The 15,727-nt window shown below is 72.8% G+C and carries 13 protein-coding genes; 4 read left to right on the top strand and 9 right to left on the bottom strand.

Annotated features, from left to right (window positions below):
• Positions 1-23: 23 nt before the first annotated feature.
• From ACZ6TV_RS44270 to ACZ6TV_RS44250, 5 genes are read right to left on the bottom strand one after another with little or no spacing between them, the layout of a single operon-like run.
• A complete protein-coding gene (locus ACZ6TV_RS44270) occupies positions 24-911 on the bottom strand; it encodes an amidohydrolase family protein (protein WP_465305624.1) in 888 nt (295 codons plus the stop codon).
• A 4-nt stretch (positions 912-915) separates the two neighbouring features.
• A complete protein-coding gene (locus tag ACZ6TV_RS44265; protein ID WP_465305622.1) occupies positions 916-1,737 on the bottom strand; it encodes an enoyl-CoA hydratase/isomerase family protein in 822 nt (273 codons plus the stop codon).
• A complete protein-coding gene (locus tag ACZ6TV_RS44260) occupies positions 1,734-2,912 on the bottom strand; it encodes an acyl-CoA dehydrogenase family protein (RefSeq protein ID WP_465305620.1) in 1,179 nt (392 codons plus the stop codon). The genes ACZ6TV_RS44265 and ACZ6TV_RS44260 overlap by 4 nt, the downstream gene beginning before the upstream one ends.
• Entirely contained in the window at positions 2,913-3,905 is a 993-nt protein-coding gene (locus ACZ6TV_RS44255) for an acyl-CoA dehydrogenase family protein (protein ID WP_465305618.1), read from the bottom strand. It abuts the gene before it with no gap.
• Positions 3,902-4,786, bottom strand: a complete 885-nt coding sequence (locus ACZ6TV_RS44250; RefSeq protein ID WP_465305616.1) for an enoyl-CoA hydratase/isomerase family protein — start codon at positions 4,784-4,786, stop codon at positions 3,902-3,904. The genes ACZ6TV_RS44255 and ACZ6TV_RS44250 overlap by 4 nt, the downstream gene beginning before the upstream one ends.
• Before the next feature lie 59 nt (positions 4,787-4,845).
• On the opposite strand from ACZ6TV_RS44250, the gene ACZ6TV_RS44245 reads away from it, so the two are divergent.
• The 3 genes from ACZ6TV_RS44245 to ACZ6TV_RS44235 are packed head-to-tail and all read left to right on the top strand — an operon-like array spanning position 4,846 to position 10,096.
• Positions 4,846-5,796, top strand: coding sequence for a hypothetical protein (locus tag ACZ6TV_RS44245; RefSeq protein ID WP_465305614.1), 951 nt, complete (start codon positions 4,846-4,848; stop codon positions 5,794-5,796).
• Entirely contained in the window at positions 5,793-9,254 is a 3,462-nt protein-coding gene (locus ACZ6TV_RS44240) for an indolepyruvate ferredoxin oxidoreductase family protein (RefSeq protein ID WP_465305612.1), read from the top strand. The genes ACZ6TV_RS44245 and ACZ6TV_RS44240 overlap by 4 nt, the downstream gene beginning before the upstream one ends.
• On the top strand, positions 9,251-10,096 hold the full coding sequence (locus ACZ6TV_RS44235; protein WP_465305610.1) for a FadR/GntR family transcriptional regulator: 846 nt from the start codon (positions 9,251-9,253) through the stop codon (positions 10,094-10,096). The genes ACZ6TV_RS44240 and ACZ6TV_RS44235 overlap by 4 nt, the downstream gene beginning before the upstream one ends.
• A gap of 59 nt (positions 10,097-10,155) precedes the next feature.
• Here ACZ6TV_RS44235 and ACZ6TV_RS44230 read toward each other — a convergent pair whose 3' ends face one another.
• Complete coding sequence (locus ACZ6TV_RS44230; RefSeq protein WP_465305608.1) at positions 10,156-10,713, bottom strand: peroxiredoxin family protein; 558 nt, start codon at positions 10,711-10,713, stop codon at positions 10,156-10,158.
• Between the two features lie 228 nt (positions 10,714-10,941).
• Entirely contained in the window at positions 10,942-12,231 is a 1,290-nt protein-coding gene (locus tag ACZ6TV_RS44225; RefSeq protein WP_465305606.1) for an MFS transporter, read from the bottom strand.
• Positions 12,232-12,345: 114 nt separating this feature from the next.
• Between ACZ6TV_RS44225 and ACZ6TV_RS44220 the strand changes: the two genes are divergently transcribed.
• Positions 12,346-12,837 carry a MarR family winged helix-turn-helix transcriptional regulator gene (locus ACZ6TV_RS44220; protein WP_465305604.1) on the top strand — a complete coding sequence of 164 codons (492 nt, stop codon included), beginning with the start codon at positions 12,346-12,348 and terminating at the stop codon, positions 12,835-12,837.
• A 63-nt stretch (positions 12,838-12,900) separates the two neighbouring features.
• On the opposite strand, the gene ACZ6TV_RS44215 is transcribed toward ACZ6TV_RS44220, so the two are convergent.
• Positions 12,901-14,397, bottom strand: coding sequence for a S8 family serine peptidase (locus ACZ6TV_RS44215; RefSeq protein ID WP_465305602.1), 1,497 nt, complete (start codon positions 14,395-14,397; stop codon positions 12,901-12,903).
• 205 nt (positions 14,398-14,602) lie between these two features.
• Entirely contained in the window at positions 14,603-15,658 is a 1,056-nt protein-coding gene (locus ACZ6TV_RS44210) for a LacI family DNA-binding transcriptional regulator (protein WP_465305600.1), read from the bottom strand.
• Positions 15,659-15,727 lie beyond the last annotated feature (69 nt).

Raw genomic sequence — 15,727 nt, 5'->3', positions numbered from 1 at the left:
GCCCGAGACGCTTCGCTGGCCGGTCATGCCGCACCCCGGCGGTCCAGACCCAGCACTCGGAGTGCGTTGGTGCGCAGGAACTTCTCCCACACGTCGTCGTGCAGCGGCAGGTCGTCCAGCTCGGTGAAGATGCGCTCCAGGGACAGGCCCATCGGGAAGTAGCCGGCGTAGAGCACCTTGTCCGCGCCGCGGGTGTTGGCGAAGTCCAGGATCTGCCGCGGGTAGTACTTCGGCGCGAACGCGCTGGTCGAGTAGTACAGGTTGGGCCACTTCAGCAGCAGCTTCACGGCCAGGTCGACCCACGGCTCGCAGCCGTGCCGGGTGACGAAACGCAGCTCGGGGAAGTACCAGCAGACCTCGTCGATGAGGGCGACCTCCTGGGCCGCGAACGGGATCCGGGGCCCGGGCACGCCGGCGCAGACGAAGATCGGGATGTCCAGGTCGACGCAGGCGGCGTACAGCGGATAGAACCGCTTGTCGTTGATCGGCGCCGGCGGGTTGAGCCCGCTGGGCATCGCGCTCGCCGCGACCACGCCGAGCTCCTCGACCGCCCGGCGCAGCGCCCGCACGCCCTCCATCCCGGCGTTGGGGTCGACGGGGAACGCCCCGAGGAACCGCTCCGGGTGGTCCTTGAGCGCGGCGACGGCGAGCTCGTCGTCGAAGCTGACGGTGATCATGCCGCGCTCGACGCCGAAACGGTCCATCTCGCCCAGCACGGCCGCCGCGCCGTCGGCGCTGAACCGCTGGTCCGGCAGGCTCTTGTACATGTACTCGGCGGGGAACCGGTAGGTCTCGCGGCTCTCCTGGTCGCGCAGCTGGGTGCCGAGGAACCGGCGCCAGCTGTCGTCGCCGGGTCCCTTCGGGATCCCCATCATCAGGTCGATCACGCCGATGTCGGTGGGCCTGGGCATCGCGTCACCACCCCCGGAAGACCGGGTCGCGCTTCTCCGCGAAGCTGCGCAGCCCTTCGGCGCTGTCCTCGGTCCACACGTTCATCGCCACCGCCATCTCCTCCTGGTGGAACGCCGAGACCCGGTCCGAGTCCAGCGACTGGTTCAGCAGGCGCTTGGCCAGGCCGATCGCGACGGTCGGCCCGGCCGCGAACCGGGTCGCGAGCGCGTCGGCGGCGGCCGGCAGGTCGTCGGGCTCGACCACCTGGTGCACGATGCCGAGACGTTCGGCGTCCGTGACGCTCAGGTCGCCGCCGAGCAGCAGCAGCCGCTTCGCCAGGTGCAGCCCGAGGATGCGGGGCAGCAGGTACGCCGCCGCGGCGTCCGGCACGATCCCGCGGGTGATGAACAGCTCCGCGAACCGGGCGTTGGTCGAGGCGACGACGACGTCGGCGGCGAGGGCGAGCTGGGCGCCCATGCCGGCGGCGACCCCGTTGACCGCGGCGATGACCGGCTTGGGGCAGTCGAGGACCGCGGCGATGAGGGCCTGCGCGCTGCGGACCGCGGGTCCGGTGGCGCCCACCACCCGGTCCGGCCGGCCGTCGTCCGGCGGGGTGGGCTTCGGCAGGCCGAGGTCGCCGCCGGCGCAGAAGGCCCGGCCGACCGCGGAGAGCACGACCGCCCGCACCTCGACCGCCGCGCCGGCCTCGGCCAGCAGCGAGATGAGCCGTTCGCGCTGCGGCGGGCCGAGCGCGTTGCGCCGCTCGGGGCGGTCGAACACGATCCGGGCCACGCCGCCCTCGACGGTGCAGCGTACCTGCTGCTCTACGTCCTGCTCGGCGGTCACGACGCGGTCCGCCTTCCTGTGGCGCGGGGCAGGCCGAGGTGCCGTTCGGCGATGATGCCGCGCTGGATCTCGCTGGTACCGGCGTAAATGGTGGTCACGACCGAGTGCCGGTACTCGTGCTCGATCCAGCCGTCGGCCGGTGCCCCGGTGCCGTGCCCGGCGAGCAGCCCGTCGGCGCCGACGACGTCCACCAGGGACGCGGCGGCCCGCATGAGCGCCTCGGAGCTGAACAGCTTCGCGAGGGACCCCTCGGTGTGCGGCAGGACGTCGCGTGAGGTGAGCCAGGTCATCCGGTACCCCATGAGGCGGCTCACCTCGAGGTCGGTGTAGGCCCGGGCCAGGCAGGCGCGCACCTCGGGCCGTTCGATCGGCGGCGACCCGTCCAGCCCGGGCGTGCGGGCCCAGTGCAGTGCGCGGCCGAGCAGGTGCAGCAGGTGCCCGGCCGCGGCCGGCTGCCGCTCGAAGGCGAGCGCCACCATCATGACGTCCCAGCCGCCGTCGACCTCGCCGACCCGGGCGCTGTCCGGGACCCGGACCCGGTCGTAGAACGTGGCGTTGGTGCGTTCCCCGCCGAGGGTGTGCACCGGGCGGACCTGGACCCCGTCGGCGGACAGTGGCACCAGGAACATCGTCAGCCCCCGGTGTTTGGGGACGTCGGGATTGGTACGGGCGAGCAGGAAGACGTAGCTCGCCTCGTGCGCCATCGTGGTGAACATCTTCTGGCCGTCGATGACCCAGCCGTCGCCGTCGCGGGTGGCCCGGGTGCGGGCCGCGGCCACGTCGGAGCCCGAGTCCGGCTCCGAGTAGCCGAGGCACAGCAGGATCTCCCCGCCGAGGATGGCCGGGATGACCTCGTGCCGCTGCTGCTGCGTGCCGACGATCTGCAGCGTCTTGGCCACCAGCTCGGCGATGAGCCAGCCTTCGATCGGGATGCCGGCCCGGGCGAACTCCTCGTTGAGGGTGGCCATCTCGAACGGGTCGCGGCCCTGCCCGCCCTGCTCGACCGGCCAGGCCGCCTTCAGCCAGCCGCGTTCGGCCATCGCCCGGTGCACGTCCCAGCTGTGCAGGGTGCCGGTGTCGTGCACGGCCGCCGATGTCGACGGCGGCAGGCCGGCCAGGAACTGCCGGACCTCGTCGCGGAAGCGCAGCTGCGCCGCGGAGAGCTCGAAGTCCATCTAATGGCCCCCTGTGTCGGTGTCGGCGAGCGCGAGCGCGACGACGGCGTCGACCGCCGCGGGTTCGCCGCCGGTGAGCAGGCTCAGTGCCTTGGCCCGGCGGAAGTACAGCTGGATGTCGTATTCGAGGGTGTAGCCGTAGCCGCCGTGCGCGTGCAGGCTGCGGTCGGTGGCCTGCAGGGCGGCCCGGCCGGCGAACGCGGCGGCCATCGCGGCCAGGCCGTGCCGGCGGGGGCTGCCGGTGTCGCCGGCCCAGGCCGCCTCCTGGACCAGCAGCTGCGCGCCGTCAACGAGGGCGGCGGCGTCGGCGAGCTGGTGGGCGAGGGCCTGGAACGCGCCGATCGGCTGGCCGAACTGGTGGCGGGTCTTCGCGTACTGCACGCCGAGGTGCAGCCCGGCGGCGGCGATGCCGGCGAGGGTGGCCGCGGTGAGGATCTGCCAGTCGGCGCGGGCCTCGGCGAACGCCGTCGCCGCCGCCGGTCCTTCGGCGAGGACGGTCGCGCCGGTGAGGTCGGCGTGCCCGATCGCCAGCCCGGCGAGGGTCTGCTTCGGCCGTTCGACGTCGTGGTCCGGCCCGGCGATGAGAATCCTCCCGTCCCAGGCGATGACGCGGTCGGCGACTGCGGCCCAGGGGACGGTCCGGGCGACGCCGGCCACGGCCGGTCTGGGGGAGAAGGTGACCAGGTCGTCGGCGGTGACGCCGAGGCGGTCCAGCAGCCGGGTCGCGACGAGGGTCTCGACCAGCGGCGCGGAGGCGAGGCAGGCGCCGGCGTCCTGGGCGGCGACGGCGAGCTCGGCAAGCCGGGCCGGGGTGCCGTCGCGGGAGCCGGCCAGGTGCGGGAAGCCGAACTCGCCGAGCACCGCCCACAGCGCCGGGTCGAAGCCCAGCGGCTCGGCCGCCCGGACCCGGGCCGGCGTCGAGTGGTCGGCGAACACGGCGGTCAGGCCCGCGCGGAGGTCGAGCTGCTCGCTGGAGAGGGCGAAGTCCATCATCGCAGCCGCCACTTCGGCCGGCCGCCGGTGCGGAACGCTTCCTGACCGGCGGCCAGGGCGGCCGGGTCGGTGCCGGCGGCGACGAGCGCGTGCGCGACGCCGAGCGCCTGGCCGGGCGCCATCTCGGAGCCGATCCAGATGGCCCGCAGGGTGGCCTGGACCGCGAGCGGTGGCAGGGCCGCGATGGTGCCGGCGATCGCCGTCGCCGCGGCGCGCAGCTGGTCGGCGGGCACCACCTCGGACACCAGGCCGATCTCCAGGGCGCGCCGGGCGGACATCCGCTCGGCCGAGCCGAGCAGGGTCAGCCGCAGCACCTCGCCCAGCGGCATGCGGCGCAGCAGGTGCAGCGGCTCGAACACGGCGGGCATGCCGAACGTGGTGTGCGGGTCGAAGAACGTGGCGGTGTCCGAGGCGATGATGATGTCGGCCTCGCCGAGCAGGTAGAACGCGCCGCCGCAGGCGATGCCGTTGACGGCGGCGATCACCGGCTTCCACAGGCCGCACGACTTGGGGCCGAGGAAGTCGCCGACGTCGGCGCGCAGGAACGGGCTGCTCGCCTTCAGCAGCTGGGCCGACCCGTCGCCGTCGTCCCCGGCGGCGGCGTCGTCGGCGTCGTCGGCGGGGTCGGCGGGGTCGAGGCCGGAGCGGTCGTAGCCGGTGCAGAACGCCTTGTCGCCGGCCCCGGTGACGACCACGGCCCGCACCTCGTCGTCGAGGCGCAGCCGTGCCCACAGGGCGGCCAGCTCGCGCAGCATCGTCTCGTCGAACGAGTTCAACACCTCGGGGCGGTTGAGCTCGACCCACGCGACGCCGGCGTCGATGGCGACCCGCACTGTCGTGGGTTCCGCATCTTCGCTGGTCAGCAAGTGTGTGTTGTGCATCACAGCCCGAAGGTTATAAGGTTACATCCTTAGCGTCAAGGGTGGCCGGGGAGGGCGACGTGACCGAAGGTCGGCAGAGTCGGGTGTGCACCGACGAGGAGCTCCGGGAGCTGTCCACGTCACCCCGGGACCGCGTGCTCGCCGCCACCCGGTCCACTGTGGACGAGCTCCGGGACCACCTCGCGACCCTCGAACGGGAGCACCGCGGCCAGCGCGAGCGCTACCTCGACTGGGTCGCCACCATCCTCGACACCGCCGCCGAACGGCACGGCCGGGCCGGCCTGCGCCTGCTGACCGGCCGCACCCTCGCCTTCTTCGCCGCCTACCCGGGCGTCGACCCGGTCCGCGACGACGTGCCGGCACCGATGGCCGGCGAGGTCGCCGCCGCCGTCGCCCGCGGCGACACCAGCGGCGCGGTCGCGCTCTTCGACGACCGGGAGGCCGCCTGGCGCTCGGTCATCGACGTGCTGCGCGACTGGCTCTCCGCGCTGCTGTCGCAGGTGCACGCCGCCTACGGGCCGGACGAGCTGGAGGCGTTCCACCGCCGCCGAGGCGAGGACGCCCTGCGCGGCCTCATGCGCGACATCGACCGGCCCGCTGCCGAGCGCCTGGCGAACCTCGTACACCTGCTGCAGGGACACTTCACCGACCTCACGGTCACCGAGGACGACGAGAAGTTCACGATCGTGCAGGAACCCTGCGGCACCTGCGCCCGGCAGGTCACCGACGGCCGGTTCGCCGCCGGGCTCGGGCTCGCCGTCGTCACCGACCCGCACCCGGTCACCTGGGGCGGCCGGCCGACCACCGTCTACCGCACCCACGTGCCGATCTGGCACGTCGAGATGGCCCGCGAGCGCCTCGGCGCGCCGTGGCCGGTGAACCTCTGTCCCGCCGGGCTCGACCCCGGCACCTGCACGATCCTGCTCTACAAGGATCCACGCGACCCGTCCGCCGCGACCCTGCTGCCCACGGCCGCCATCCCCGCAACGAAGGGCCCAGGAACTCCATGACCGACGTGGTGACAACGGCGCCGACCGGGTACCGACTGACCGACCGCTACGACGCCGACGAGGGCACCGTCGTGCTCACCGGTACCCAGGCGATCACCCGGATCCTGCTGGACCGGCACCGCCTGGACCGGGCCGCCGGGCTGCGCACCGGCGGGCTCGCCTCCGGATATCCCGGATCGCCCCTCGGCGGGCTGGACCTCACGCTGCACCGGGCCGCCGCGACCCTGGCCGCCGAGGACGTCCGGCACGTGCCCGGCGTCAACGAGGAACTCGCCGCCGCCGTCGTGTTCGGCACCCAGCAGCCGTCGCCGGGCGGGTTCCGCGACGGGCTGCAGGGAGTGTTCGGTCTCTGGTACGGCAAAGCCCCGGGCGTGGACCGGTGCGGCGACGCCTTCAAGCACGCCAACCAGTTCGGCGTGAACCCGCTCGGCGGGGTCCTCGCGGTGGCCGGCGACGACCCGGCGGCCAAGTCGTCGTCGCTGCCCAACCAGAGCGAGACCGCCTTCTACGACGCCCTGATGCCGGTGCTGGCGCCCGGCTCCGTCCAGGAACTGCTCGACTTCGGCGTGACCGGCCTGGAGCTGTCGCGGTACTGCGGCTGCTGGGTCGGGCTGAAGGTGGTCACCAGCGTCGCCGACTCGGTCGGCTCGGTGCGCCTGGACCCCGGCCGGCTGTCGCTGCGGCACCCGGAGCTGGAGATCGACGGCGAGCCCTGGCAGCACCGGCAACGGATCCAGCTCGTCCCCACCATCCTCGTCGACCGCGAGCGGGACCTGCTGGAACGCCGGCACGTCGCGGCCGTCGCGTTCGCCGCCGCCAACGGCCTCAACGTCATCGACGGCGCGCAGGACGGCGCCCGGGTCGGCATCGTCGCGGCCGGCAAGACCTACTACGACGTCCGGCAGGCCCTCACCGACCTCGGCCTGGACGACGACGGCCTGCGCGAGCGGGGGGTACGGCTGCTGAAGCTCGGCATGATCTACCCGCTGGACAAGGCCATCGTGGAACGCTTCGCCGACGGCCTGGAGCACATCGTCGTGGTGGAGGAGAAACGCGACTTCATCGAGTCCGCCATCCGCGACGCGCTGTACCCCACCCCGCACCGGCCGACCGTGGTGGGCAAACGCGACCGCGCCGGCCGGCTGCTCGTGCCGGCCCACGGCGAGGTCGGCCCCGACCAGCTCAAGCCGATCCTGCGCAGCGAGCTCGGCCTGCCCTCGCCCGCGCCGGCCCGCCCCGCCGGCGCCGCTGCCAAGGGACCGGTCCTGCTGCCGCTGCTGGGCCGCGCCCCGGCGTACTGCAGCGGCTGCCCGCACAACCGGTCCACCGTCCTGCCCGACGGCGCCGTCGTCGGCGGCGGGGTCGGCTGCCACGGCATGTCCTACTTCGACCCCCGCATCGCCACCAACGAGAAGCTGCCGGTGGTCCCGATGGGCTCCGAAGGGGTGCCGTGGATCGGCATGGCCCCGTTCTCGCAGACCGGGCACATCTTCCAGAACCTCGGCGACGGCACCTACTCGCACTCCGGCCTGCTCGCCGTCCGCGCCTGCGTCGCCGCCGGGGTCAACATCACCTTCAAGATCCTGTTCAACGGGTACGTCGCGATGACCGGCGGCCAGCAGATCGCCGGCGGCATGTCGGTGCCCGCGCTGACCCGCGAACTGGCCGCCGAAGGGGTCAGCAGGATCATCGTGTGCGCCGAGGACACCGGCCGGTACCGCGGCGTGCGCGACCTCGCCGACGGCGTCACCGTGCTGCCGCGCGAGGAGATCCTCGCCGCGCAGGAACGCCTCAGCGCGATCGAAGGCGTCACCGTCCTCATCTACGACCAGGTCTGCGCGGCCGAGGCCCGCCGGCTGCGCCGCTCCGGGAAACTGCCCACCCCCGACCGGCGGGTCGTCATCAACGAGCTGGTCTGCGAGGGCTGCGGCGACTGCGGGGTGAAGAGCAACTGCCTGTCCGTCCAACCGGTCGACACCGAACTCGGCCGCAAGACACAGATCCACCAGACGTCGTGCAACTCCGACTTCAGCTGCCTGGACGGCGACTGCCCGTCGTTCGTCACGATCCGCACCGCCCCGGCCGCCCGCCCGCGGTCCTTCGCGACGGGGGAGGTGCCGGCCGAACCAGCGGGCAAGGCGGCGCTCGGCGACCGCGCCTACGGCGTCTACCTCGTCGGCATCGGCGGCACCGGCGTCGTCACCGTGAACCAGATCCTGGCCACCGCGGCGCTGCTCGACGGGCGGTACACCGCCGGCCTCGACCAGACCGGGATGAGCCAGAAGGCCGGGGCGGTGGTGTCGCACCTGCAGATCAGCGCCACCGCGGTGGACGACCGCACCGCCGCGGTCAGCGCCGGACAGGCCGACCTGTACCTGGTGTTCGACCTGCTCAGCGGCGCGGCGCCGCAGCACCTGGCGCGCACCGACCCGCAGCGCACGGTGTCGGTCGTCGCGTCCTCGATCACCCCGACCGCGGCCGTCGTCACCAACATCGCCACCACCCTGCCGCCCGCCGGCGAACTGTTGGACCGCATCCGCGGCGCGGCCGGCCGCACCACCGCCGTCGACGCGGCCCGGCTCAGCCGCAGCCTGTTCGGCGACGAGACCACCGCCAACATCCTGCTGCTCGGCGTGGCGTACCAGACCGGCGCGGTGCCCCTCGCGGCCGCGTCGATCGAGGAGGCGATCCGGCTCAACGGCGTCGCCGTCGAGCAGAACATCGAGGCGTTCCGGGCCGGCCGCCGGCACGTCGTCGCCCCGGTCACGCTCGACGAACCCGCCGCGGCCGCCCGGCTGGGCTCGGCAGGTCTCGACCCGAGCGCCGGCGCGCTGTCGGTCGCCCGGCCGCTGCTCGACGCGGCCGCGCTCCCGGCCGCAGTGCGCGAGGTCGCCGAACCGCGGGCCGCCGAACTGGTCGACTACCAGAACGCCCGCCTCGCCAGTCGCTACATCGACGCGGTCCGCCGGGTGGTGGCCGCCGAGGCCGGCCGGACCGGCACGGACACGGTGTCCGTGGAATTCGCCCGGTACCTGTACAAACTGCTGGCCTACAAGGACGAGTACGAGGTCGCCCGGCTGCACCTCAAGGTCGACCTCGGCCCGCAGACCCAGGTGCGCTACCACATCCACCCGCCGTTCCTGCGGGCGCTCGGCCTGCGGCACAAGCTCGCGCTAGGCAGCTGGATCCGGCCGGCGTTCGCGGTGCTGCGGGCGATGCGGTCGGTACGCGGCACCGCCTTCGACCCGTTCGGCCTGGCAGGGGTCCGCCGGGTGGAGCGCGCCCTGCCGGACGAGTACACCACCGCGGTGCTCACCGCGCTCGACACCGACGACCTCGACCGCTGCCTGACGGTGGCGCGGGCACCGGATCTCGTCCGCGGATATGAGACCATCAAACTCGCCAATGTGACCCGGTTCCGGGCGGTTCTGGCGCGACCCTCCCAGGTGGACGGATGAAAGAGGCGAAGATCATGGCGGACCCCGCCCCCGGCCGGGCCGTGCACCAGCGTGACGGCGGCGCGAAGGCCCCGCTGCTCTCGCGGCGCCGGGTCGGCGAACGCCTCGCCGACGAGCTGCGCGACCGTATCCTCCGCGGCGAGCTCACCACGGACAACGGGCTGCTGAAGCAGGACGAGCTGTTCGAGGAGTATCGGGTCAGCATGCCCTCGGTCCGTGAGGCCATGCGCACCCTGGAGACCGAAGGCCTCATCACCATCCGCCGCGGCAACCGCGGCGGCGCCGAGGTCCACCCGCCCCAGCTCGAACGCGCCGGCTACGTCTTCGGCCTGGTCCTGCAGTCCCGCGCCGTCAGCGTGCAGGACCTCGGCCTGGCCGTGCGCCGCCTCGACCCGGTCTGCGCCGAGATGTGCGCGACCAGACCGGACCGCATGGAGACGGTCGTGCCCGCCCTGCGCGAGATCCAGCACCGCACCGAGGAGAGCATCGGCGACTTCGCCAAGTTCGTGGCCTGCATGAAGGAGTTCCACGAGGCCCTGGTGCGCAACTGCGGCAACCAGACCTTCGAGCTGCTGGCCGGCATGCTGGAAGGACTCTGGTATGCCCACGAGGAGGAATGGGCCGCCCGCACGGTCATCGAGGGCGGCATCCCCGGCGACGCCGCCACCCGCCGCAGCCTCAACAGCCACGCCGAGCTGATCCAGGCCATCGAACAGGGCGACGGCCCGGGCGCCGCCATCCTGGCCCGCCGCCACCAGGAAGACACCCAACCCCAGGCCAACCTCGGCGGCGAACCCTCAGTGGTGGTCAACGCCCAGCTGATCCGCCCGCCGGACTACTGACCCGTCGCTACTGGGTCGGTGTGCGGTGGAGGTGCGGCGGCCGCCGTACACCGCACCGGTCATTGCGTGAGCAGGTCGACGCGCTTCAGCAGGCGGTCGCTGTTGAATGTCCCGACCTCGTCGATCTCACCGGCGCGGTCGATCATGACGAACGTGCCCGGACCCGTGATGCTGAACCGCTTCGCCAGCGTGCCGTCAGCGTCGGGCAGGTGTGGCAACCCGCCGAGCTCCCACTTGTCGATGAACTGGCGCTGCGCGGCCGCGTCCCCCTCGATCGCGATGCCGACGACGTTGACCATGCCGGCGAACCCCTTCGCGGTCCTCCTGACGCCCACGGCCTGCTCGTCGCACATCGTGGACGACGGCGACCAGAACCACAGCACGGCCGGCTTCCCGGCGAGGCTGGTGCCGGTGAACTCGGTGCCCGTCAAGGTCTTCGCCGTGAAGGCCAGCACGATCGGCCCGGCCGGGGTACTGGCGACCGCGGATGGCGAGACGGCCGACGGCAGGGCCGAGGTGGTGACGGCGGGAGCAGCGACCGGAGTCCGTGACTCGGTGCAGGCGGCAGCGCCGGCGAGAGCGGCGACAAGCGGCATGATGAGGCGAAGACGGCGCACCCGGGACACCCTACTGACCCTTCGTCAGGTTGTGTGGCCCGCCGACCGGCCGTCAACGCAGCGAAGCGGGCGGCGCGGACGAGGGCGGGAAGGCCGGGTGCGGTCTGGGTCAAGGTGGTGGCGATGGCCCGGTCGCGGCCGTAGGTGGTCGCGTCGCCGCGCAGTGCCGGACCGGGCTTACATGTCCCGCCGGAGGCCCGGTGCAACGGCGGCGGAGGTCAGTGCCGGTCAGCGGCGCTCGACGGTCTTTTCGTAGTCGATGGCGTCCGGGGCGCCGCCGAACTCGTCGGCGACCTCGCCGGCAACCTCGTCGCCGGTGCCGTGGGGCGTGTCGGCCGCCATTGCGGCGTCGGCCGCGGTGAGGGGCTTGTGGCCGGTCGACAGGACGAGGACGCCGAGCACGACGGCGACCGCGCCGATGACGAACGGCACGTGGATGTTCCACTGGTCGACCATCTTGCCGGCGGCGTACGGTGCCAGGCCGCCGCCGATGAAGCGGACGAACCCGTACGCGGCCGAGGCGACCGGGCGTTCGACCGGTGAGACCAGCATGACGGCCTGGGTGGTCAGCGTGTTGTTGATGCCGGCCATGACGCCGGACAGCACGACGCAGACGATGACGGTCCAGCGGTTGTCGGTGAACACGCCGATCAGCAGGAGCAGCACCGCGAACGCGCTGAGCGCGCCGTAGAGCGACGGTGCGGTGCCGAATCTGCGCTGCAGCCAGGGCGCGCCGGTGATGGAGAAGAAGGCCAGCAGCAGTCCCCAGGCGAAGAAGACGAAGCCGAGCTGGATCTCGTTGAGCTTCATCGGGTACGGGGCGTAGCCGAGCATGGTGAAGAAGCCCCAGTTGTACAGCAGCGCGGTGATGCCCATGGTGAGCAGGCTGCGGTGCCGCAGGGCCCGGATCGGTGCGGACAGTGGGGTGGGCCGGGCCGGTTTCGGGGTCGGCTCGACCAGGATGACGGTGGCCAGCAGGGCGATCGCCATGAGCACGGAGACGCCGAAGAACGGGCCGCGCCAGCTGATGTTGCCCAGCAGGCCGCCGATGAGCGGACCGGCGGCGATGCCGAGACCCAGGGCCGCCTCGTAGAGGACGATGGCGCCGGCGAAGCCGCCGGTGGCGGAGGCGACGATGACCGCCAGGCTGGTGGCGATGAACAGCGCGTTGCCGAGGCCCCAGCCGGCCCGGAAGCCGACGATGCCGCCGATCGAGCCGGACAGGCCGGCCAGCGCGGCGAAGACGACGATGAGGCTGAGGCCGGTGATGAGGGTCGCCTTGGCGCCGATGCGGCTGGCGACCCAGCCGGTGAAGAGCATGGCGACCGCGGTGACCAGCAGGTAGCTGGTGAACAGCAGGCTGACCTGGCTGGGCGTGGCGCTCAGCTTGTCGGACAGGGCCGGCAGGATCGGATCGACCAGCCCGATGCCCATGAAGCTGACCACGCAGGCGAAGGCGACCGCGAAGACCGCCCGGGGCTGCTTGAACAACGACTGACCGGCTGCAGCGGAACTCACCGGTTCACCTCCGCGGAGACAGGATGCGGGCGGTGCGGGGGCGTCCAGTCGTCGCTCGGTGCAGCCGCCAGGATGGAGCATCAGCGGTTCCCACTCTAGGTGCATAATGGGGTTATGCAAATGGAGTCCGGTGCGAGTCGCGGGTCACAGCTGCTGCCGGTGGTGTCGGGGCTGGTCGACCTGCTACGCCAGCTGCAAGGGCCGGAGCAGCCGAGTTCGGTCGCGCTGACCGTGCTGCGGCTGCTGTCGGAGCACGGTGCCGGACGGGTGACCGACCTGGCCCGGCTGGCCCGGGTCTCCCAGCCGGGCATGACGCAGCTGGTCGGCCGGATGGAGAAGGGCGGCCTTGTGCGGCGCGTGGCCGACCCCGGCGACGGGCGGGCCGTGCTCGTGGAGCTCACCACGGCCGGTCGCGAGCTGCGCGCCCGCACCTTCGCCTATCACGCCGCGACCCTCGACACGTTGTTCGAGCACCTGGACCCGCACGACAGCGACGTCATCACGCAGGCGATACCGGCCCTGATCCGCCTGGTCGACGCGGGGCGGCTGGAGATGGCAACGCAGGCACCGCCCGCCGAACCCGCGCCGGCCCGTCCCGTCCGGTAACGCGGGTGCGGGTCCGCTATGCCGGCCCCGGGTGGTTGCGCGGGCACCCGCACGACGTGGTGGCTACGACCAGGTGCCGCCCGACCAGCCGTCGCTGGACCAGGTGCGGCCCGACCAGGTGCCGGCCGACCAGGTGCGGCCGGACCAGGTGCGGCCCGACCACGCGGGGTCGGTCCAGCCGGTGGCCGCGCTGCCGGCCCACGGCGCCGCGGTCCAGGTGCCGGCCGCCCACGTCTTGGACGCCCAGGACGAGCCGGTCCAGCCGTCGCCGGCGAGGCGGTATCCGAGCCACAGGCCACCGGACCACGCCGGGGTGGTCGACTTCGCCCACTGCGAGGTGGAGAAGCTGCCCCAGACGGTCTTCTCGCCGGTGAGCTTCACGCCGTCGAGGGTCAGACCGGCGGTGCCGCGGGAGCCCTGCAGCGATCCGGTGCCGCTGGAAAGGTACCCGGTGTACGCGGTGGCGGTGGTGCCGGTGCGGGCGAGCGCGCCGTTGACGTTGAGCGCGGTCAGGCCGAGGGTCTTCGCGGTGCCGGTGGTGAGTGCGGTGCCGCCCTTGACCAGCCAGGTCTTGACCTGGTCAGGGGTGGCGGCGGGCTTGGACTGCAGCAGCAGCGCCGCCGCGGCGGACACGACCGCGGTGGCCTGGGAGGTGCCGCTGCCCTTGAACAGGGTGTCGCCGACCCGCGCCGACGGGTACAGGTTGTCGACGTTGGAGCCCGGGTCGCGCAGCGACGCGATCGACGTGCCCGGCGCGAGCAGGTCCACCTGCCCGGCGGCACCGGTGGCGAGGTTCGTGAATGCTGCCAGGGTGTCGTCGGCGGTGGTCGCGGTGCCGTTGGTGGCGGTCGCGCCGACGGACAGGATCGAGTCGTCCATCGCCGGGTTGGTCAGCGCACCCGCGCTGTTGCCGTTGTTGCCCGCGGCGGCGACGACCACGATGCCGGCCTTCCACGCCTTCTGCACCGCGAACTGCAGCGGGTCGGTCCATGACTGGGTGGCACCGCCGGAGCCGTAGGACAGGTTCAGCACCCGGATCGGGTTGGCGGTGTCGTCGTTGCGGTGCTCGACGACCCAGTCGATCGCGGCGATCATCTGCGACACGTCGACCGAGCCTGTCGCGGTGCCGATCTTGACCGAGGTGAGCTTGACGCCGGGGGCGATGCCTTTCGCGCCGGAGGCGGTGTCGTTGCCGACGATGATGCCTGCCATGTGCGTCCCGTGCCCGTACGTGTCGAGGTAGCGCAGGTTCGGGGCCTGCGACTCGAACGACAGGTCGGGCCCGTTGACGATGTTCGCGGCGGGCAGCCCCGGCACGGCCGCGACGCCGGTGTCGATGAGCGCGACGCCGACGCCCTTGCCGGTCAGGGCGGCCGCGGCGCCGGTGTCGGCGCCGATGGCCGACCGCACCTGGGTCAGGGTGGTCGCCGAGGCCGTCGTGTCCGCGGTCTTGACCACCGCGTTCGCCGGGGTGGCGGCGAGGGCGACCGCGGCGGGTGCCAGCAGCATTCCGGCCGCGGCCCGCAGACTCTTGCTGAACTTCACGGTATGCGCGCTCATCCATGGAGTGATCTTCCGACACCTCAACGGTGACCACTCCGGACCGCTGCGTCACCGGCCGCCATGCGGAAATGCCCGGGTGCCTGACACGGACTGACCGGCCGGTGTCGGCCGGCCGGACAGGTCGTGACCGGGCGGCAACCGGGCCGCACCCGGCCGTCCCCTCCCGGCGGCGAGCCGACCGCGCCGGAACGGCACAAGGCCGTCAGCGAGACGGGCGCCGGGACGGGGCGGTACTGGAGCGGACGATGAGTGCAGGGGCCACGGTCGGGTCCGGTGCGGCTCGGTCGGGACCTCCGGGTGCGTGGGCATCGAGGAGCCGCAGCAGTGCGGCGATGCAGCGCCGGCCGACCTCGTCGAAGTCCTGACGGATCGTGGTCAGGGGAGGGCACAGGAACTCCGCTTCCGGGATGTCGTCGAACCCGACGATGCTCACGTCGTGCGGGACCTGGACGCCGCGCTCGTCGAACGCGCGCATGAGCCCGAGCGCCATCTGGTCGTTGCCGGCGAACACCGCGGTGACGCCAGGATCGTCGGCGAGGAGCAGGCCGGCGCGGTACCCGCAGTGGGCGCTCCAGTCGCCGGTGATCGGCTCCGGCGCGACGATGCCGGCATCGCTCAGCGCCTCGCGCCAGCCCTGGATACGGCCGTGCGATTCCAGCCGGCCGCCCGGACCGGACAGGTGCACGACCCGGCGGTGGCCGAGCGACAGCAGGTGCTCGACGGCGATCCTGGCGCCGGTGACCTGGTCGACGGAGATGGACGGGACCGCGGTTCCGGGCTCCGCCTCGGTGACCACGGCGGCCATCCCGTCGGGCAGGTTGCGCAGCGCCGCCGCGGTTGCGGCCTGAGGGGCGATGACGACGATCCCGGCCACCGCCTGCTGGATGAGCGCGCCGATCGCGGACCGCACGCCGGCGTCGTCGAGGCGCTCCAGCATGGCGATGCTGACCCCGTAGCCGGCGCCGCGGGCAGCGCGTTCGACACCGAGCAGGGTGGATGCCGGGCCGTAGAGCCTGGTGTCGAAGCTGACCACCCCGACGATGCGCGACCTGCGTCCGGCGAGCCCACGCGCCATGGCGTTCGGCCGGTACCGCAGCTGCCGCACCGCTTGCAGCACCCGCTCGCGGGTATGTGCGCTGACATCGGGGGAGTCGTTGAGCACCCTGGAGACCGTCTGGTGCGAGACCCCCGCGAGCCGCGCGACGTCCTTGATGACGGCTGCCCGCGCGCTGGTCCTGCGTGCCGCCTCCGGGCTCACCGGCCGTTGGTGGGGGCGTGGAATGTCACGGAAACCCAATCTGCGTGAATCGGCATGTTCCGTCAAGGG

Source organism: Dactylosporangium sp. NPDC051087, assembly GCF_055586325.1.
Note: the sequence above shows the minus strand (reverse complement) of the source record. Positions and strands in the feature narration are given on the sequence as shown.

What these genes read in the sequence shown, in the direction of transcription:
- ACZ6TV_RS44270 (WP_465305624.1), bottom strand. Translation starts at nt 911, where the DNA reads ATGCCCAGGCCCACCGACATCGGCGTGATCGACCTGATGATGGGGATC.
- ACZ6TV_RS44260 (WP_465305620.1), bottom strand. Translation starts at nt 2,912, where the DNA reads ATGGACTTCGAGCTCTCCGCGGCGCAGCTGCGCTTCCGCGACGAGGTC.
- ACZ6TV_RS44215 (WP_465305602.1), bottom strand. Translation starts at nt 14,397, where the DNA reads ATGAGCGCGCATACCGTGAAGTTCAGCAAGAGTCTGCGGGCCGCGGCC.
- ACZ6TV_RS44240 (WP_465305612.1), top strand. Translation starts at nt 5,793, where the DNA reads ATGACCGACGTGGTGACAACGGCGCCGACCGGGTACCGACTGACCGAC.
- ACZ6TV_RS44255 (WP_465305618.1), bottom strand. Translation starts at nt 3,905, where the DNA reads ATGATGGACTTCGCCCTCTCCAGCGAGCAGCTCGACCTCCGCGCGGGC.
- ACZ6TV_RS44235 (WP_465305610.1), top strand. Translation starts at nt 9,251, where the DNA reads ATGAAAGAGGCGAAGATCATGGCGGACCCCGCCCCCGGCCGGGCCGTG.
- ACZ6TV_RS44250 (WP_465305616.1), bottom strand. Translation starts at nt 4,786, where the DNA reads ATGCACAACACACACTTGCTGACCAGCGAAGATGCGGAACCCACGACA.
- ACZ6TV_RS44220 (WP_465305604.1), top strand. Translation starts at nt 12,346, where the DNA reads ATGCAAATGGAGTCCGGTGCGAGTCGCGGGTCACAGCTGCTGCCGGTG.